Source organism: Scytonema sp. PRP1 (assembly GCF_036697665.2).
In the GTDB taxonomy this organism is placed as follows: Bacteria; Cyanobacteriota; Cyanobacteriia; order Cyanobacteriales; family Nostocaceae; genus Kalymmatonema; species Kalymmatonema gypsitolerans.
The window spans coordinates 39,811-57,293 of sequence record NZ_JBAHYJ020000076.1; the positions used below are offsets into that span (position 1 = coordinate 39,811).

Consider the following 17,483-nt stretch of genomic DNA (forward strand, 5'->3'; position numbering starts at 1 on the left):
TTCATATTTAAAATATAAGTGGAGCTTATGGGAATTGAACCCATGTCCGCAATGGGTATTGACCCCCCACTCATTCACAGGTTTAGCCTTTCTTACCCTCAAGGCGGGGAACGTTCATTATCCCGAACGGTAGGATGCTCTGGTTAAGTCTTAGCTAGCAAGCAAACCAGAGATACTTGCTAGAGCATCCGTTGGGGGTTGGTCTCTAGCCCTTAACGGAGTCAAACTAGAGACGCTCGAATCTGTTAGAGATTGTTAGGCAGCTGCTAGAGCTTGCTTACGAGCAAAAGGTACAATGTTGTTCGCATTTACTTTTTTTTTGAGTCTTTGATTTCCGAGAGACGACTCACTCTCGACCTGAATCATAGAGTAGCTTTCGCCACCACGTCGAAACCGTTAAAGCCCCGTGTGGTTTATATATATCATTATAATGTGCAATTTTGAAATGTGCCACTCAGGATTTTAGATTTTAGATTTTGAATAGGGTTTTCTGGTTCATGCCAGTACTGCGGAGAAACACAAGGTGTCTTTGTGGGAACTTGGTTGTTGACCATCAATGTAGTTGGCGCATAGGCTGATGTCTTTGTAACCGTTTTCCTGCAAACACATGATAAATTCATCTCGCCCAAACCAGTGCAGAGGAAACCGTTGTAACTCTGTGGCAATGAGTTCTCCGTTTTTCCACTTCTCGTAGCGAATCACGCTCATGTTGAGTTGATTGAGCCAGTCGATGCGAGAAGTGATTTGCATCAAGATTATTGAACCATCAGGACACTCAATGGGCGATCGCTAGCTTGACAATGTTCTCAGTCTTAAAGTCTTCGATGGGCAATTCCAAATCAATGAAGATTCGACCCTGCGGTTCAAGGTGTTTTGCAAAAGCTTGCAAGGCGGCGACAGCAGCATTTCGCTTCTCTAGCAACATAAACGAACCGAAGGACACGACGATCGCCTTGAATTTGCCGCTTAGCTCAAGATTTTCTACAAAACCATGATGGAGAACTGATTTCAACCCCCTTTGCGCACAGTGCTGACGGCAACAAGCAAGCATATCTTCTGAGGAATCGATGCCCTCAACGTTCAAATCAGCTTCTAGCAGGGGGATGAGTAGTCGTCCTGTGCCAACCATCGCCTCAAGAATTCTGCCACCAATTTTGGAAAGATGTTTGATGTAGTATGGAACGTCAGGATACTCTCCACCGATAGGCTTTGTAATATCATAAACCTCGGTACACAGCGGTCCATATGCTGTCAGTGCCATCATCTGCCTCCGTTGGTGAAAAAGCCCCAAAAACTAAAAATAGCTAATTGCTATCAAAACAACTAGCAATTAGCTATTTTATTTGCTATGAGCAATTTCCTAACGTTGTGCTTCGGCACCGCCGACAACTTCTAGGATTTGCTGGGTAATTGCGGCTTGGCGCGCTTTGTTGTAAGACAGCGTTAGGGAACCAATCAGATCTTTGGCGTTGTCGCTGGCATTGCTCATTGCTGTCATCCGCGCTGCGAGTTCGCTTGCGGCTGATTCTTGTAGCGCCCGCAACAGCTGGTTACTCAGATACAGAGGTAATAATGAATCAAGAATCTGTACTGGGTCTTGCTCAAAAATCATGTCGCGGGGCAAAGCACGGACTTGGGTAGCCACTTTCTCCCGTGTCACTTCAAATTGACCGCCGCGAGTTGTTAAGCGGAAGACTTCGTCATCCTGTGCTTCTAGACCTTGGCGGTCAAGGGGAAGCAGGGTTTGCACCACGGGACGAGAACTTACTAAGGAGACGAACTTGGTGTAGACAAGCTCAATGCGGTCTACGCTTTCTGACAAGAATAAAGAAAGCAGTTGGTCTGCAATGTTGCTGGCTTCAGCAGCGGTGGGAATTTGCTCTAAGCCAGTGAAGGTGGCGTCTATTGGCTGTTCGCGACGTTGGAAGTACTGACCGGCTTTGCGTCCTACGATGACAAATTTGTAGTCAAAACCTTCTGCTTTGAGTTCTTTGGTGCGATTTTCGGCACGCTTGATAATGTTGTTGTTGTAGCCACCGCATAGACCGCGATCGCCTGAAATCACCAACAGCCCAACTGTCCTGACTTCGCGCTTTTTCAACAAAGGCAGGTCTACATCTTCAAACCGCAGACGGGTTTGCAAACCATACAGCACTGAAGCCAAGCGGTCAGCAAAAGGACGGGTAGCAATCACCTGTTCTTGGGCACGACGTACCCGTGCTGCAGCTACCAGCCGCATGGCTTCTGTAATTTTTTGGGTATTTTTTACTGATTGAATGCGATCGCGTATTGCTTTTAAGTTAGCCATAATCTTTTACAAGAATTCACAATTCACAATTCAGGAGTCAGGAGGAAGCTATTTTCTGACTTCTAACTCCTAACTCCTGTTTTATCTGTTGCCAAGAAGGTTTTGTATTCAGAATTTGCAAGTCAAGAGAGAAATAACATTTTTTTGCTGACTCCTGACTCCTGACTCCTGAGTTCTGATTTACACTGTTGCTAAGAAGGTCTTTTTGTATTCGTTGATTGCTTCCTTCAAAGCTGATTCTTCTTGATCGCCCAGTACTTTCTTGGTTTGTACTGATTCAGTGTACTGAGGTTTGCTGGTTTTTAAGTACTCGCGCAGCCCTTGGGTAAAAGTAGTGACTTTATCTACTGGGACGTCATCCAAATACCCGTTGATACCAGCGTACAGAAGAGCCACTTGCTCATATACGGATAGCGGCGCGTTTTGTGGCTGTTTCAAGAGTTCCCGCAAGCGCTGACCTCGTGCCAACTGGTCTTGAGTTGCTTTATCTAGGTCAGAAGCAAATTGCGAAAATGCTTGTAATTCGTCAAACTGCGCCAATTCTAGCTTCAACTTACCAGCAACTTTCTTCATTGCTTTGGTTTGAGCCGCAGAACCTACCCGCGACACGGAAATACCGGGGTTGATTGCGGGACGGACACCAGAGTTGAACAAGTCAGAAGACAGGAAGATCTGACCGTCAGTAATCGAAATCACGTTTGTGGGGATGTAAGCAGACACGTCACCTGCTTGAGTTTCGATGATTGGCAGGGCAGTCATGCTACCTCCACCCAATTCGTCACTCAGCTTAGCGGCACGTTCCAACAAGCGGGAGTGGATGTAGAACACATCTCCAGGATAAGCTTCCCGTCCGGGCGGACGACGCAGGAGCAAGGACATTTGACGATAAGCTTGAGCTTGCTTGGAAAGGTCATCGTAGATCACCAGGGTCGCCTTACCCTTGTACATGAAGTACTCAGCAATCGAAGCACCTGTATAAGGAGCCAAGAATTGCAGGGTGGCTGGGTCACTGGCGTTGGCGGCGACGATCACTGTGTAGTCTAGCGCACCTTTTTCTTGTAATGTCTGCGCAACGTTAGCCACAGTCGAAGCTTTTTGACCGATCGCAACGTAGACACAGATCACGTCTTCAGATTTTTGATTGATGATTGTGTCAATGGCGATCGCCGTTTTTCCGGTTTGACGGTCACCGATAATCAATTCCCGTTGTCCGCGACCGACGGGAATCATCGCGTCGATAGCTGTGATACCAGTTTGCAGTGGTTCGTGTACAGAGCGACGAGCTACAATACCAGGTGCTGGAGATTCAATCAAACGAGTTTCTGTGGTCTTAATGTCTCCCTTGCCATCAATTGGACGACCCAAACCATCGACAACTCGTCCAATCAGGGCTTCTCCGACGGGTACTTCAGCAATTCTGCCGGTGGCGGTTACGGAGCTACCTTCTTGAATATCACGACCTTCGCCCATCAGCACCGCACCCACGTTGTCTTCTTCCAAGTTCTGGGCGATGCCAATTGTGCCGTCTTCAAATTCTAATAGCTCACCAGCCATAGCCTTGTCTAGACCATAGATACGAGCAATACCGTCACCTACTTGCAGAACGGTACCAACGTTAGCCACTTTGACTTGTTGGTCGTATTGTTCTATCTGTTGCTGAATAATGTTGCTGATTTCGTCGGGTCTAATGCTAATTGCCATTTGTCTATCTTCTTTTATTGCGAGACGGAACGAGGATGGAATTATGAATGATGAATGCCAGCGAGCATCCATCATTCATCATAAACAATTGATAATTTTTCTAAGCGCCACTTAAACGCAAAGAGATGCGGCGCAGTTGACCCCGTAAACTGGCGTCAATAACTTGAGAGCCTACTCTAATGATGACACCACCAATTAACTCGCGATCAATTTTGGTATCTAATTCCACCTCGCGAGCATTCGTCAGTGCAATCACCCGATCTTTTACAGCTTGTTGCTGGGCTTCTGTGAGGGGAACAGCAGAAATGACTTCTGCCAGAGCAATTTGTTTAAGTTGCCGCAACAGCACCAAATATTGCTGAAAAATCGGTTCCACCAATAAAATGCGCTTTCTATCTACCAGCAGCAGCAAAAAATTGCGCAAGTATGGGTTAGCGCCGTCACCGAGAACGCTATTAAGGACTGCCTTTTTGTCTTCTGACGAAACAAACGGGTTAGCAATAAAGTTTCGCAACTGCTCGCTTTCTGAAAGCAAGCTCAGTAAGGAACGCACATCTTCGCCGAACTGGTCTGTCAGATTTTTGGACTGTGCGACTGACATCAAAGCCTCTGCATAAGGCACCGCTACTTCGGCTGTTGCTATATTACTTGTCATCCGTTGCCTCCCAGTAGCGCTATGCTGCGGTCAATTAATGTATGTTGAGCATCGTCGGCAATTCCAGTCCGTAGTTCTGACTCGACTTTCTGCAATGCCAAACCAACGACTCTTTGCCGCAGTTGCGCTACAGCTTTTTCCCGTTCTGTGTTCAAGTCAGATGCTGCTGTTTCCCGCAGACGTTCAATATCAACAGCGGCTTGAGCCAGTACGGCTTCTCTTGCTTTCTGGGCGTTTTCTTGGGCTGCTTTTTTGATTTTTTCTGCCTCTGCTTGAGCTTGCGCCAGTTTTTGTTGCTGCTCTGCAAGGGCTGCTGCTGCATCTTTAGCGCGTTGCTCTGCGGTTTTAATCGCAGTTGCAATCCGTTCGCGGCGTTCTTGGAGCGTATTGCCTAAAACTCTCCGCCCAAAGATAAACAGCACACTAATAATAATGGCAAGGTTAATTAGGTTTGTTTCTAAAATATTAGTATTTAGACCAAAACCTCCTTCACCTGCTGCCTCTGTCAATTCACCTCCGACGGCGGTTGCTTCTGCCATCAACAGTAAAAAAGTCCCATCTTCTTCCATCCACTACTGCGCTGCCAAAGCTGTTTAATGAGTCATTAGTCATTAGTCATTAGTCATTCAGACTATCTGAGTTATGACATTTCAATTTAGCGGGTGACTAGATCCGCTCCTAGAAGCTTTTCTAGTATTTGGCGACTGAGTCCGTCTACCTCTTGCTCTAGTGAAGCAAGAGCCTGCTGTTTTTGCTGCTCGATTTCACTAGCTGCTTGTTCTCTTTGTGCTTGAGCTTCTCTTTGTGCATCGGCTGTCTTTTCGGCTGCAATTTTCTGAGCTTGAGCTTGAGCATCAGCAATCACTGTTTGTGCTTGGCGTCTTGCTCCTGCTAATTCTTGCTCGTATTGCTGTGCCAATTTCTCGGCTTTTGACAAGCGTTCTTGCGCCTCTAGTTGATTGTTGCGGACATATTCATTCCGCTCATCAATGGCTTTGCCTAGAGGTTTGTAGAAAATCGCGTTCAAAATTATGGCTAAAAGTAGAAATTGGATCGCCATCAAAGGCAGGGTAGCATCTAAGTCAAACAGCCCTCCTTCTTTGGCAACCTTTTCTACTGCAAATAAGGTTGTCCAGTGTATCATGGTTGCTTGTTCCTCTGTATGAGTTTCGCCCTGAGTAATGAAGTGCTCAAGAGTTCTGAGCAATGAGTCCTGAGTTGTAGGGCAGGAAGAATACGCTCCTCAGCAATGCCACTTGCGTGACTTGCAACGGCAGTTGCCGTCTTAATGGTGGGGGAACCACGCTCCTATGCTACAAGGTCGGGAACCTCTACAGCGCCCTGGCTCCCCAAGGACGCATTGCCTTGGGAAATCCTTAGGGGTAGATTCTTCACACACTAGCTCCTCAGCACTCAGCACTCAGCACTTATGAGGCACTCAGTACTCAGTACTGATTACCTATTATGCGAAGGGGTTAGCAAACAGTAGGACTAGAGCAACCACTAGACCGTAGATGGTTAGCGCTTCCATGAACGCCAAGCTTAACAGCAAAGTACCGCGAATTTTACCTTCTGCTTCTGGCTGACGAGCAATACCTTCTACAGCTTGACCTGCTGCATTACCTTGACCAATTCCAGGACCAATAGCAGCCAAACCTACAGCAAGAGCAGCAGCTAAAACGGAAGCAGCAGAAATCAATGGATCCATGTTATTCTTTCCTTGTTTACTGAATGGATAAGGGTTTTGAACGTTTTATTTTGTCAGAGAGCCCTTTGTCATTTGTCCTTCGTCATTGGTTTTCAATTAATGACTCATGACTCATGATTCATGACTAATGACCATGCTCTTCGCCACCATGATGGTCTTCTATCGCTTCACCGATGTAAGCAGCAGCCAAGGTGGCAAAAATCAGTGCTTGGATGGCGCTGGTAAATAATCCCAAAGCCATCACTGGCAGAGGAACGAATAAAGGTACCAGTAGTACCAGCACTCCAACAACCAGTTCGTCTGCCAAGATGTTACCGAATAAACGGAAACTTAGGGAAAGGGGCTTTGTGAAGTCTTCAATAATTTTGAAAGGCAACATAAAAACCACTGGTTGGACATAGTTGCCAAAGTACCCTAAACCCTTTTTGCTGAATCCAGCGTAAAAATACGCTAATGATGTCAACAATGCCAAGGCAACAGTTGTGTTGATGTCACTGGTGGGTGCTGCTAGTTCACCTTCTGGTAGGTGAATCAGCTTCAAAGGAACAAGTGCTCCTGCCCAATTTGACACAAAAATGAACAAAAACAAAGTGCCAACAAATGGCACCCAAGGGCGGTATTCTTTCTCGCCAATCTGGTTTTTTGCCAAATCCCGAATAAACTCTAGGGCATACTCCATGAAGTTCTGTATCCCACTCGGAATTCGCTTGATGTTACTGCTTGCAGCGATGGAAACTAACACCAGCAAGCCAATAACTAACCAGGAGGTGAGAAACACCTGCCCATGCAGTTTTAAATTGCCAATTTGCCAGTAGAGTTGTTTTCCCACTTCCAATTCTGCAAGGGGAACAGAATTGAAGATGTTCAGAAAATTCAGCATTTTCTTGACCTACCTATCATTTCTCCAATCTTACCTGGAGAAGTGGAGCGAGTTTGCGGCGTGGATATTCCAAAGGGACTTTCCGAGGTGGATTTTCCTTTCGGAAAACTTCGGTTAAGAAAGCTCGCGCTCGCGTGAGCCTTTTATGGTTGCCGGAGCTTTGGCGAGTCAGAGACAAATGCCAACCTAACTACGTAGATGATCAGCGTTGCTTTGTAGGTAAGGAATCCCAAAAATATGGGCAATATTTGCAGTTGATTCCACCGCGATGCTAGTAGAATGATCGCTACTAGTAGCGCTAACCGAGTTTTACTCAACTGATTTTTTTCTCTACCCAAACGCTCAACATCTTTTGCCAACATCCTCAAGTAAACCACACCTGTACACGCCCCAAGCAAATAATTTAGGGCAATGTTTAGGGAATAGAAAATCCAAACAGAGATAAATACAACCCCTGTCAAGACAAGAGTGATGAGCAACAACTCTTGGTAGAGTTTATAGAACTCTTGCATAGAGCTTTCTGGTTCTGTGTCCTCAAAACCAGGTTGAGCATCTTGTCGTATTGTCGGTGTGGGATCAGTTGATTCGTCTGACAAGCTCACGGGACTCGAAACCAGTACAGCTAATTATGTTGACTGCATTTTCAGCCAGCTGAATCATATCACGAACAGGTAACATTACTTTAGAAAAAAACAATTAACTTATTCTCACCAAAAAAGGATAGGGACAGATACACCAAGTACAAAAACGATTTATAACACGGAATATAAGGATAAAGAGAATAAATCTATACCCTATCTCTAATTCCTGAAATTCCGTGTTGTCATACCAATTCTCTGTAACAATGCGCTTAATAATTACCCCCCGCCTTTGGCGTCCCCCCAAGGCATCGGGGGGACTACAGGGGGGTGGAATTAAGCTCAACTTCCTAGAGAAATGGTATCAGTTATGGGGAGATGAGGAGTCGCAGTAAGAGAAAAGCCAATTATCTCTTAATTTCTATTCTACCCATTACCTTCTGGTGTGCGCCGTTGGTGTTTTGGGAGTTTGTTTCTCAACTTGGTGTCAACAAAATCAGCAGCTGTTGCTTGAGGAGCACTCTCACCGCATCCAAACCCAGTTGCAAGCCTGCCAAAATCCCTCCTACTGTTGATTGACCATCGCACTTTTGTAAAAACTCCAACTCCAGTGGCGATAAATTCACAATCTGGTAATCGTAGTTAAAGACACACTGACTCGGAAAACCATCTATACAAGGATTTCGCTCGGGAATGGCTGCTAGTATGGCATCATCGGCTGACCAGTCAGCTTTGGGTAGAGGCGGACGACTCAGGAAAAACTCGTAGTGAGTGACTTCTGGGTCTAATAATTCTATCAGGCGGTACAAAGCGCGATTGGCTTTGCCACTGCCCCTTGGGCAATCGCCTAACTCTTGTGCCCTTTCCATCAACTCTGGCGCTTTGCCCAAAAGTCTGTCTAATTGCCAAAAACCAGGATTTGAGAACCCCACAAAATCCAATCCCGAAGCATCAATCAGTTCAAACAACGTCTCAATGTTGTAATCTATTTCCTGGGGATGCACGTACATATCCGCAAAGTTTTCATCCCGTTGATTTTCCAAAGACCAACGTTCTCTCTCCCGTTTGACAATTCTGTTGTTTTCTGGTAAAGAAGCGAAGATTTGCCGACCGACTTGAACACCATCACGATAATCGCCGCGCTTGTCACCTTGGAGGAGGGCGATCGCCTTTTGCATGAGTTGAATTTCCCAGCGCCCCAACTCACCGTAGACAAAGATGTGCATCAACCCGCCTGGGGCTAACTTCTTCGCCAAGGCTTGAATACCCCGAATTGGGTCGCTCAAGTGATGCAACACACCGACGCAGTTGATAAAATCAAACTCACCCGGTAACTGTTCCACATCGTACAAACTGAGGTGATGAAACTCAACGCGGTTGGCACCGGAACGTTGACAGCGTTCTTTAGCAACTTCCAAAGCCTTGGTACTAAGGTCAATTCCGACAACAGAAGCCGCAGGATTAAGGTGGACAAGGTATTCCGTTCCCACACCCGTACCGCAGCCTGCGTCTAAAATGCGGATATCTTGTTTTTGGGGTTTTTGACCTGTACAGAAATTATAAGCAGCCAACCAATTCCAGCGCCAGTTATAGCCTGGAGGTGGTTCATCCAGTAGAGGTTCCGGGGAAAGGGGTAGGTGTTGTAGAGTTTGGCAACAGCAGCGCTAACGGTTTGAGAATCGGACATAGTAAGGATAATGGCAGCATTTCTGAGTTTAGCGAATGCTGGGTACTTACGGTATCTTAAAAAATTTCTTTTGGTTCTTGTGGGATGGGCGTGTCGCCCGTCTGTATTTTTGGGCGGACGTCTGTATTTTTGGGCGGACAAGATGTCCACCCCACAACAAGCATAGCTTTACAAAACACCAGGTACTGCTTATGCTACAGCTAACAAATGTCACAAGCAAAGCAAATGATTTACGACCAATCAGAGTTTGATTTGCGCTGTGAGTGGGGCGCGCAAGGAGTTGCTCAACTCGCTTCTATCAGTGATGTGGTTGTAATCGTTGATGTTCTTTCTTTTTCCACTTGTGTAGAAATTGCCACTAACAATGGCGCGATCATTTTTCCATATGCGATGCGAGATGAATCAGTCATAGATTATGCCAAGTCAGTGCAGGCAGAGTTGGCAAGTCATAGACAACGTTGGACTACAACTGGATATTCTCTGTCTCCAGTATCAGTAGCTGACATTCCCGCTGGAACTCGACTGGTTTTGCCCTCACCTAATGGTTCTTTTCTTAGCTTAAATACTGGAACGACACCAACCTTGGCTAGCTGCTTGCGAAATTGTGAAGCTGTGGCGCAGTTTGCTCAAAGCTATGGTAACAAAATTGCAGTGATTCCTGCTGGTGAGAGGTGGAAAGAAGATGGTAGCCTGCGACCTGCGTTTGAAGATTTGATTGGTGCAGGAGCAATTCTGAGTTACTTACATGGAAGTTTATCACCAGAAGCCCAAATCGCTGTGACGGCATTTGAGGCTTTTAAGAATGATTTGCTTGGGTACTTGAAAAAATGTAGTTCTGGTAAAGAGTTGATTGCAAAAGGATTTGAGCCAGATGTTGAACTATCAGGGGCTTTTAATGTGAGTAACTGCGTGCCTTTGCTTGTAGAAAATGCTTACGTTAAACAAGTTTTTTAGAGGAATTGAGTTAAGAAGGCAGAAGTACGAAGGCAGAGGGCAGAAGGAATCCCCATAAATAAATTTAGGGGCTTGAAACCCGCTTGGCAGATGGCAAAATATAGTTTCTTCCTTCAGCATAGCTGCCTCCTGCCCTCTGCCTTTCTTCGGTCATTAGACCGCATCTTTGCGAGCAACTACCATAATGTGAGCACTCATTCCTAACATAGAAGGTTCAGTTTCTATCCAACGGATGGCTTCTAGAAGGCGTTCACGCCGACTTGACTCATTCCAATGTTGGGAAAAGTTTTGTAGTAACCAACCTGGTCCTTCGATCGCTAATGTTGTTTGATAATAAAAACCCGCTTCTTCAACTTCTGCTCTAATACCAATTCGCTATGAAGATGCACTTAATATTTTTAAAGGTAGGTAGCGGCTAAGAAGTTCTTGAGTTCGCACGAGTTCCAGTAAACCTGTACCTCTTGATAAATGCTCTTGCTCGTGACCACTTGCGTAATGAGTTAACGCCTCATCTGAAAGCTCTGTGTGTACTTTTTTTAATGTTGTACCCTATCCCATATCTCCTTCCTGTAGTCTGTTTTCTAGAGGATGTACTTTTGTTAAAAAATGATACAAATCTTAAATTTTCTCTCAGATAAGCGGCAGCATCTGCTTTAAAATTTGATACATTTATACTATAGTTTCGACACAGTTCTTAATAAAGCCACAGAGAAATCGCAAAACGTTCTAATCTAAAAGCTGACTGGGTTAATTTTTTTTGGCAGTCTTGAGGTGGCAGTCGGAAAGCATAACGGCACCGATGTGTCAAGCCTAAAATCAACCCAGACTTAACACAAAAAAAATATGATGGGAGTTTTACAAATCCGATGAGTGTTAAGGCAAGTGGTGGAAGCTCAGTTGCACGCCCGCAACTATATCAAACCCTAGCTGTATCAACAATTTCCCAAGCAGAACAGCAAGACCGCTTTCTGGGTTCCGGGGAACTCAATGAACTGGCAAGGTATTTTGCATCTGGTGTTAAGCGTCTTGAAATCGCCCAGACGCTCACGGAAAATTCTGAGATTATTGTCTCCCGTGCTGCCAACAGGATTTTTGTGGGTGGTTCGCCAATGGCTTTTTTGGAAAAGCCCAGGGAACCAGAATTGGTGCCGGTTGCTGCAGGATCGGAAGTTAGAGAGGGGATGAAACTAGGAACCGTCACCTACGTAGAAACTCGTGGTGGTTTCTTAGAAAATTTGCGTTCTATCTTTAACACTTCGCCCAGTGGTCCGACTCCTCCGGGTTTCCGACCAATTAACATTGCGCGTTATGGTCCGGCAAATATGGCGAAGAGCCTGCGGGACTTGTCGTGGTTTTTGCGCTACGCTACGTATGCGATTGTGGCTGGTGACCCCAACATCATCGCTGTCAACACGCGCGGTCTGCGAGAAATTATTGAGAACGCCTGTTCCGGTGAAGCCACAATTGTCGCTTTGCAGGAAATGAAAGCAGCGGCAATTTCTTATTTCCGTAGAGATGCTGAGGCAACAGAAATTGTGTCTCAGTACATGGATGTTTTGATTACAGAATTCAAAGCACCCACCCCTTCGGGTAAACTGCGCCAACGTCCCTCTGGCGACCAACAAGGTTTGCAACTGCCCCAGATTTACTTTAATGCGGCAGAACGGCGTCCCAAGTATGCGATGAAGCCTGGGTTGTCAGCATCCGAAAAAAATGAGGTAGTCAAAGCGGCATATCGGCAAATCTTTGAACGCGATATCACCCGTGCTTATAGCCAGTCGATATCTGACCTGGAATCGAAGGTGAAAAATGGCGACATCTCTGTAAAAGAGTTTGTTCGCCGCCTTGGCAAATCTCCCTTATATCGGAAACAATTTTACGATCCATTTATCAACAGCCGCGCCCTAGAACTTGCTTTCCGTCACTTCTTAGGACGGGGACCAAGTAGCCGGGAAGAAGTACAAAAATACTTTGATATTGTTTCCAGAGGCGGTTTGCCAGCTTTAATCGATGCTTTGGTAGATTCTCAGGAATATTCTGACTACTTTGGCGAAGAAACAGTACCCTACATCCGGGGTCTGGGTCAAGAAGCACAAGAATGCCGCAACTGGGGACCACAGCAAGACCTGTTGAACTACAGTGCGCCCTTCCGCAAAGTACCTCAGTTTATCACACTGTTTGCTGATTACGAGCAGCCATTGCCCGACCAGCATCCCTATGGTTCTGGAAATGACCCGTTGGAAATTCAGTTTGGGGCAATTTTCCCGAAAGAAACTCGTAACCCCAGCACCCGTCCAGCTCCTTTTGGTAAGGATACCAAGCGTATCCTAGTTCACCAAGGACCTGGTATCAATAACCAAAACAGCAATCCTAGGGCGCGAGGTGAGTTTCCTGGTAGTCTGGGTCCCAAGGTGTTCCGGTTGGATCAGCTGCCTGGGACAAGAGGTAGAAAATCACCCACTGGAGTCAGTGTTAAATTCTCTGAAAGCTCCACACAAGCGTTGATTCGCGCAGCTTACTTACAAGTATTCGGTCGCGATGTTTACGAAGGTCAGCGCTTGAAAGTTGCAGAAATTAAGCTGGAAAACGGCGAAATCTCTGTACGCGAGTTTATCAGGGCTTTGGCGAAATCGGATTTATTCCGCAAGCTGTACTGGACTCCGCTTTATGTGTGTAAGGCGATCGAGTACATCCACCGCCGCTTGTTAGGTCGTCCTACCTACGGTCGTCAAGAAAATAACAAGTACTTTGACCTCGCCTCCAAAAAGGGCTTCTACGCAGTCGTTGACGCCATCATTGATACTCCAGAGTACAGTGAGGCTTTTGGTGAAGATACAGTTCCATACGAACGGTATCTGACTCCTGGTGGTGTTGCTTTGCGACAACTGCGTGTTGGTAGTATCCGTGAGGATGTCGGCGGGAAAGTTGAGAAGGAAGAAACTCCACGCTTTGTGGAATTAGGCACCGTTAAAGAAGTACGGACCGAACCCGATATTCAGTTCCGTATCAACCAAGGTGTCACCAAGAAGCGCGAACAAACGAAAATCTTTAAGTTGGTTGCAGCAACTAATGATAAAGTCTCTGTAGAAACTGTCATCGGTGCTGCTTATCGCCAGATTTTCGAGCGCAATATTGAACCCTACATCGCCCAAAACGAATTCACCTCGCTAGAAAGCAGACTGGGGAATGGTGAAATCACTGTTAAGGAATTTATTGAAGGTTTGGGTAATTCTAACCTTTACCTGAAAGAGTTCTACACGCCATACCCGAACACTAAGGTGATCGAGCTGGGAACCAAGCACTTCTTAGGACGTGCGCCAGTTGACCAAGCGGAAATCCGCAAGTATAACCAGATACTCGCAACCCAAGGGCTTCGCGCATTTATTGGGGCGTTGGTAAATAGTCAGGAGTATGGGCAAGCGTTTGGTGAAGATACGGTTCCTTACAACCGCTTCCCGACCTTACCAGCGGCAAACTTCCCGAATACTCAGAAGCTGTACAACCAGCTCACCAAGCAGAATAATGATTTGGTGGTTCCCAGCTTTGAGCCAGTCAAACCCCGCATGAATAGCGCGAACACACCGATTTTGGCGAAGGCGATCGCAGATTTGGCAGCGAAAGCACGAGAAATCGACAAGACCAAGCCGCTGTTTATTGAACTCGGTCGTTCGTTCAACGATGGTCGCGGACAGTCAGTTGAAGTGGGTGTGGGAACAAGCCGGCGCAAACCTGCACGCATTTACCGCGTCACGACAGGTGCAAACCAAGGTGAAACGCAGCAGGCAATCAACGCTATTTACACTCAGGTACTGGATGTGTTTAGCGGTCAAGTTCCTGACTACTTCCGCCGTACGGATTTAGAAAGCAGACTGCGCAATGGGGAAATTTCTGTACGCGAGTTTGTCCGTGAGCTTGCTAGCTCGGATATCTATCGTAAGCGTTTCTACACCCCCTATCCCAACACCAAGGTGATTGAATTCTTGTTCCGTCACCTGTTGGGACGCGCACCCGCCACTCAAGCCGAGATTCGCCAGTACAACAAACTGCTGGCAGATAGCGGTTTAAAAGCGGCTGTAGAGGCGATCGTCAACAGCCTAGAGTACGCCCGCTACTTTGGTGAAGACGTAGTGCCTTATGGTCGCTTCCCATCCCTACCTGCTGGTAACTACCTCGGTAGCGTGCAGGCGGCTGCTGACTTGGTCAAGCAGTCTTGGTCTAGCCTATCTCCGTCTGTGATTACCGGACGGTCTAGCCTGCGATAAAGTCAAGAGACGGGAATAAGCAAGATGAGGAGGATGAGGAGGGCGTTACTTCCTCATCTCCTCTAGCTTTTCGTGTGCCTTTGCAACCTTTCTTAACATTGCTTTCAGATTTCGGGCACGACAGTAAACATGAAAAGGAATATTACAAAGTGTTAAGAGCAGTCATATTTCCTCAACATAATGCCCGAAAATAATTCCGGAAGGTAGTTGAGTTTTGAAGCTTGTGTACTAGCCATTACCCAAGCGGACTCGGAATGTACTAGTCGCAGCAGTTATTTGGCTGTTGTGTCTAAAAAAACGAGAAAACAAGCTCAGTGAACCTATAAAGTCGCACCACTTTAACTAAATCCTGGTTTCATTAGTACTGGAGGAATGCATTAATGAGTATCGTCACGAAAGCCATCGTGAATGCTGATGCAGAAGCACGCTATCTTAGCCCTGGCGAACTGGATCGGATTAAGAGCTTCGTTACCACAGGTGAGCGCCGCCTCCGCATCGCTCAAGTTTTGACAGAAAACCGGGAGCGGATTGTTAAGCAAGCCGGCGACCAACTGTTCCAAAAGCGTCCTGATGTTGTCTCTCCTGGTGGCAACGCTTACGGTACAGAACTGACCGCTACTTGTCTACGCGACCTAGATTATTACCTCCGCCTCGTTACCTACGGTATCGTTGCTGGTGATGTCACCCCCATCGAAGAAATTGGTATTGTGGGTGTTCGTGAAATGTACAAGTCCCTAGGCACTCCTATCGAGGGTGTTGCTGAAGGTGTTCGTGGTCTAAAGAATGTTGCTGCTTCCCTGTTGTCTGGCGAAGACGCTAGTGAAGCTGGCTCTTACTTCGACTACCTAGTCGGTGCTATGCAGTAAGGTGAAGTTATTTCCCTGCTGAAACTGAAGTAATGCAATAAGGTTGGAAATAAGGAATTAACAACATGGCTCAAGACGCAATCACCTCTGTCATTAACTCTGCAGACGTTCAAGGTAAGTACCTGGATACTGGTGCTCTAGAGAAGCTAAAGAGCTACTTCTCAACTGGCGAACTGCGCGTACGTGCTGCTACAACCATCGCAGCTAACGCATCTGCAATTATCAAAGAAGCTGTAGCTAAGTCCCTTCTGTACTCTGACATTACCCGTCCCGGCGGTAACATGTACACCACCCGTCGCTATGCTGCTTGCATCCGCGACTTGGATTACTACCTCCGCTATTCCACCTACGCTATGTTGGCTGGCGATCCATCCATTTTGGATGAGCGCGTGTTGAATGGTTTGAAAGAAACCTACAACTCCTTGGGTGTACCCATTGGTGCTACTGTACAAGCTATCCAAGCTATTAAAGAAGTGACTGCTAGCTTGGTAGGTCCTGATGCTGGTAAGGAAATGGGTGTTTACTTAGACTATATTTCCTCTGGCTTAAGCTAAGAGCTAGGTTGCGCTTAATAATTTAAGTGCGGCTTTCTTAAGGTCTGGAAATCAATCGTGAGTGCTAGGACGTTTAATCGCTTATCTTGCTCAACATGATGTGTGATGAGTGTTAGCTGTCTGGTATTGACGCCTGATTTCCAGCCTTTGAGTGATTAGATAAAAATATGCACTCACAATTTTGAAATAAAAAAGTTTCCACGCTCACTTATAGGAGATTAACAACCACATGGCACGGTATTTTAAAATTACTGCTTGTGTTCCTAGCCAAACCCGCATTCGTACCCAACGCGAACTACAAAATACTTACTTCACCAAACTCGTTCCCTACGAAAACTGGTTCCGCGAACAGCAACGCATTCAAAAAGCGGGCGGCACAATCGTTAAGGTAGAATTGGCTACTGGCAAGCAAGGAGCCAATACTGGGTTGCTGTAATTCGTTTAAACGGAATACGAATTGTAGGGAGTTGTGAAGAGGTCGATTTGACCTCTTTTTTGTTGCTTGTATTAATTGATTTGCTCAGATTCCCGACAACTTCGGCGAAGTCGGGAATCTTGTTGTTGACGAATCGACATGATGAAAGACTACTGGGCTTCTAAATGTTTGTGGCAGATAACCCCACCCGCCCTCTCCAACCCTCCCCTTACTAAGGGGAGGGTTGGAGAGGGGTCTTATCCATGTGTTGCATTGTTTTTTCACGCTTGGTATAAATTTGTCTGAAGTTGGATTTCTTTGTTTTTTCTTGACGAAAGAAGTGGTAAAAGCCCAAACTCTTGGCGAATGTCTAACACAGAATGGTCAAGTAGCGGTTCAAAGTCAAAAAACGGATAGTACTTCCGTGATCCGCGAGTCTTGAACCACATCATAACTAACTCTGGTAAGAATCGCGGCAATACTGCCAGTATTGAACCATACAACCATAGTAGACCTTGGCGCTTCACCAAGTCGTCATACATCACGTCTACTGCCGGGTTCTTGCGATCGCGTAACCAGTCTCGAAACTTGTAGTCACTTACAAGAAAAGTCAGAGGCAGTAGTTTTAATTCATCGTACATATCGGTATCGCAGCCAAATACGACATGGCTGGCATCATGAGCAAGCATGATTTTGGCGAAATCCGGCGGCATCTGATTTGGATGGGTAAAATCCGGGTTCGCGGCGTAATACTCCTCCAGCCCCTGCCGTAAGGTCTGAGTGCTGTTTTTATCGGTATATTGAGGACGAGTGCGTTGAATCATAATCTGCACCAAATACTTACGATACTATATCGTATCGTAAATTTAATGCCAGTATCAAGTCTGGTAAAGGGGACTGGGCATTGGGGATTAG

The 17,483-nt window shown here is 46.2% G+C and carries 17 protein-coding genes, 1 other RNA gene and 1 pseudogene; 6 read left to right on the forward strand and 13 right to left on the reverse strand.

What is annotated here, in order from left to right; all coding sequences use genetic code 11:
• Positions 1-16 precede the first annotated feature (16 nt).
• The 12 genes and pseudogenes from ssrA to V5G28_RS17440 all read right to left on the reverse strand — a co-directional run bounded on the left by ssrA (position 17) and on the right by V5G28_RS17440 (position 9,517).
• Positions 17-406, reverse strand: a transfer-messenger RNA (tmRNA) gene (ssrA, locus tag V5G28_RS17385).
• Positions 407-495: 89 nt separating this feature from the next.
• Positions 496-750, reverse strand: coding sequence for a hypothetical protein (locus tag V5G28_RS17390; protein WP_332995261.1), 255 nt, complete (start codon positions 748-750; stop codon positions 496-498).
• A 25-nt stretch (positions 751-775) separates the two neighbouring features.
• Positions 776-1,264 carry a class I SAM-dependent methyltransferase gene (locus V5G28_RS17395; RefSeq protein WP_332995262.1) on the reverse strand — a complete coding sequence of 163 codons (489 nt, stop codon included), beginning with the start codon at positions 1,262-1,264 and terminating at the stop codon, positions 776-778.
• 96 nt (positions 1,265-1,360) lie between these two features.
• Positions 1,361-2,308 (reverse strand): F0F1 ATP synthase subunit gamma, encoded by a 948-nt coding sequence (locus tag V5G28_RS17400; protein ID WP_073635618.1) that lies wholly within the window; start codon positions 2,306-2,308, stop codon positions 1,361-1,363.
• A gap of 180 nt (positions 2,309-2,488) precedes the next feature.
• Entirely contained in the window at positions 2,489-4,009 is a 1,521-nt protein-coding gene (gene atpA / locus V5G28_RS17405; RefSeq protein WP_332995263.1) for a F0F1 ATP synthase subunit alpha, read from the reverse strand.
• 100 nt (positions 4,010-4,109) lie between these two features.
• Positions 4,110-4,664 carry an ATP synthase F1 subunit delta gene (atpH, locus tag V5G28_RS17410; protein ID WP_332995264.1) on the reverse strand — a complete coding sequence of 185 codons (555 nt, stop codon included), beginning with the start codon at positions 4,662-4,664 and terminating at the stop codon, positions 4,110-4,112.
• A complete protein-coding gene (locus V5G28_RS17415; RefSeq protein WP_332995265.1) occupies positions 4,661-5,233 on the reverse strand; it encodes a F0F1 ATP synthase subunit B in 573 nt (190 codons plus the stop codon). The genes atpH and V5G28_RS17415 overlap by 4 nt, the downstream gene beginning before the upstream one ends.
• Positions 5,234-5,319: 86 nt before the next feature.
• Positions 5,320-5,808 carry a F0F1 ATP synthase subunit B' gene (locus tag V5G28_RS17420; RefSeq protein WP_336231080.1) on the reverse strand — a complete coding sequence of 163 codons (489 nt, stop codon included), beginning with the start codon at positions 5,806-5,808 and terminating at the stop codon, positions 5,320-5,322.
• A gap of 318 nt (positions 5,809-6,126) precedes the next feature.
• Positions 6,127-6,372: an ATP synthase F0 subunit C gene (gene atpE, locus V5G28_RS17425; protein WP_006278178.1), complete on the reverse strand. Its 246-nt coding sequence runs from the start codon at positions 6,370-6,372 to the stop codon at positions 6,127-6,129.
• Between the two features lie 124 nt (positions 6,373-6,496).
• Positions 6,497-7,252, reverse strand: a complete 756-nt coding sequence (atpB, locus tag V5G28_RS17430; protein ID WP_332995275.1) for a F0F1 ATP synthase subunit A — start codon at positions 7,250-7,252, stop codon at positions 6,497-6,499.
• A gap of 143 nt (positions 7,253-7,395) precedes the next feature.
• Complete coding sequence (locus V5G28_RS17435; RefSeq protein WP_332995277.1) at positions 7,396-7,854, reverse strand: ATP synthase subunit I; 459 nt, start codon at positions 7,852-7,854, stop codon at positions 7,396-7,398.
• A 452-nt stretch (positions 7,855-8,306) separates the two neighbouring features.
• A pseudogene (locus tag V5G28_RS17440) lies at positions 8,307-9,517 on the reverse strand (class I SAM-dependent methyltransferase).
• A 10-nt stretch (positions 9,518-9,527) separates the two neighbouring features.
• Between V5G28_RS17440 and V5G28_RS17445 the strand changes: the two are divergent.
• From V5G28_RS17445 to V5G28_RS17470, 6 genes are all read left to right on the forward strand, one after another.
• Positions 9,528-9,683: a hypothetical protein gene (locus tag V5G28_RS17445; protein ID WP_332995279.1), complete on the forward strand. Its 156-nt coding sequence runs from the start codon at positions 9,528-9,530 to the stop codon at positions 9,681-9,683.
• Positions 9,684-9,724: 41 nt separating this feature from the next.
• On the forward strand, positions 9,725-10,471 hold the full coding sequence (locus V5G28_RS17450) for a 2-phosphosulfolactate phosphatase (protein WP_332995281.1): 747 nt from the start codon (positions 9,725-9,727) through the stop codon (positions 10,469-10,471).
• Positions 10,472-11,337: 866 nt separating this feature from the next.
• Positions 11,338-14,733 carry a phycobilisome rod-core linker polypeptide gene (locus tag V5G28_RS17455; RefSeq protein WP_332995282.1) on the forward strand — a complete coding sequence of 1,132 codons (3,396 nt, stop codon included), beginning with the start codon at positions 11,338-11,340 and terminating at the stop codon, positions 14,731-14,733.
• A 380-nt stretch (positions 14,734-15,113) separates the two neighbouring features.
• Entirely contained in the window at positions 15,114-15,599 is a 486-nt protein-coding gene (gene apcA, locus V5G28_RS17460; RefSeq protein ID WP_073631011.1) for an allophycocyanin subunit alpha, read from the forward strand.
• Between the two features lie 65 nt (positions 15,600-15,664).
• The gene (gene apcB / locus V5G28_RS17465; RefSeq protein ID WP_073631009.1) at positions 15,665-16,153 is read left to right on the forward strand and encodes an allophycocyanin subunit beta; all 489 of its coding nucleotides are present in this window, start codon (positions 15,665-15,667) and stop codon (positions 16,151-16,153) included.
• Positions 16,154-16,382: 229 nt separating this feature from the next.
• Positions 16,383-16,589 carry a phycobilisome linker polypeptide gene (locus V5G28_RS17470; protein WP_069347352.1) on the forward strand — a complete coding sequence of 69 codons (207 nt, stop codon included), beginning with the start codon at positions 16,383-16,385 and terminating at the stop codon, positions 16,587-16,589.
• 260 nt (positions 16,590-16,849) lie between these two features.
• Here V5G28_RS17470 and V5G28_RS17475 read toward each other — a convergent pair whose 3' ends face one another.
• The gene (locus V5G28_RS17475) at positions 16,850-17,392 is read right to left on the reverse strand and encodes a hypothetical protein (RefSeq protein ID WP_332995287.1); all 543 of its coding nucleotides are present in this window, start codon (positions 17,390-17,392) and stop codon (positions 16,850-16,852) included.
• Positions 17,393-17,483 lie beyond the last annotated feature (91 nt).

What these genes read in the sequence shown, in the direction of transcription:
- V5G28_RS17390 (WP_332995261.1), bottom strand. Translation starts at nt 750, where the DNA reads ATGCAAATCACTTCTCGCATCGACTGGCTCAATCAACTCAACATGAGC.
- V5G28_RS17395 (WP_332995262.1), bottom strand. Translation starts at nt 1,264, where the DNA reads ATGATGGCACTGACAGCATATGGACCGCTGTGTACCGAGGTTTATGAT.
- V5G28_RS17400 (WP_073635618.1), bottom strand. Translation starts at nt 2,308, where the DNA reads ATGGCTAACTTAAAAGCAATACGCGATCGCATTCAATCAGTAAAAAAT.
- atpA (WP_332995263.1), bottom strand. Translation starts at nt 4,009, where the DNA reads ATGGCAATTAGCATTAGACCCGACGAAATCAGCAACATTATTCAGCAA.
- atpH (WP_332995264.1), bottom strand. Translation starts at nt 4,664, where the DNA reads ATGACAAGTAATATAGCAACAGCCGAAGTAGCGGTGCCTTATGCAGAG.
- V5G28_RS17415 (WP_332995265.1), bottom strand. Translation starts at nt 5,233, where the DNA reads ATGGAAGAAGATGGGACTTTTTTACTGTTGATGGCAGAAGCAACCGCC.
- V5G28_RS17420 (WP_336231080.1), bottom strand. Translation starts at nt 5,808, where the DNA reads ATGATACACTGGACAACCTTATTTGCAGTAGAAAAGGTTGCCAAAGAA.
- atpE (WP_006278178.1), bottom strand. Translation starts at nt 6,372, where the DNA reads ATGGATCCATTGATTTCTGCTGCTTCCGTTTTAGCTGCTGCTCTTGCT.
- atpB (WP_332995275.1), bottom strand. Translation starts at nt 7,252, where the DNA reads ATGCTGAATTTTCTGAACATCTTCAATTCTGTTCCCCTTGCAGAATTG.
- V5G28_RS17445 (WP_332995279.1), top strand. Translation starts at nt 9,528, where the DNA reads ATGGCAGCATTTCTGAGTTTAGCGAATGCTGGGTACTTACGGTATCTT.
- V5G28_RS17450 (WP_332995281.1), top strand. Translation starts at nt 9,725, where the DNA reads ATGTCACAAGCAAAGCAAATGATTTACGACCAATCAGAGTTTGATTTG.
- V5G28_RS17455 (WP_332995282.1), top strand. Translation starts at nt 11,338, where the DNA reads ATGAGTGTTAAGGCAAGTGGTGGAAGCTCAGTTGCACGCCCGCAACTA.
- apcA (WP_073631011.1), top strand. Translation starts at nt 15,114, where the DNA reads ATGAGTATCGTCACGAAAGCCATCGTGAATGCTGATGCAGAAGCACGC.
- apcB (WP_073631009.1), top strand. Translation starts at nt 15,665, where the DNA reads ATGGCTCAAGACGCAATCACCTCTGTCATTAACTCTGCAGACGTTCAA.
- V5G28_RS17470 (WP_069347352.1), top strand. Translation starts at nt 16,383, where the DNA reads ATGGCACGGTATTTTAAAATTACTGCTTGTGTTCCTAGCCAAACCCGC.
- V5G28_RS17475 (WP_332995287.1), bottom strand. Translation starts at nt 17,392, where the DNA reads ATGATTCAACGCACTCGTCCTCAATATACCGATAAAAACAGCACTCAG.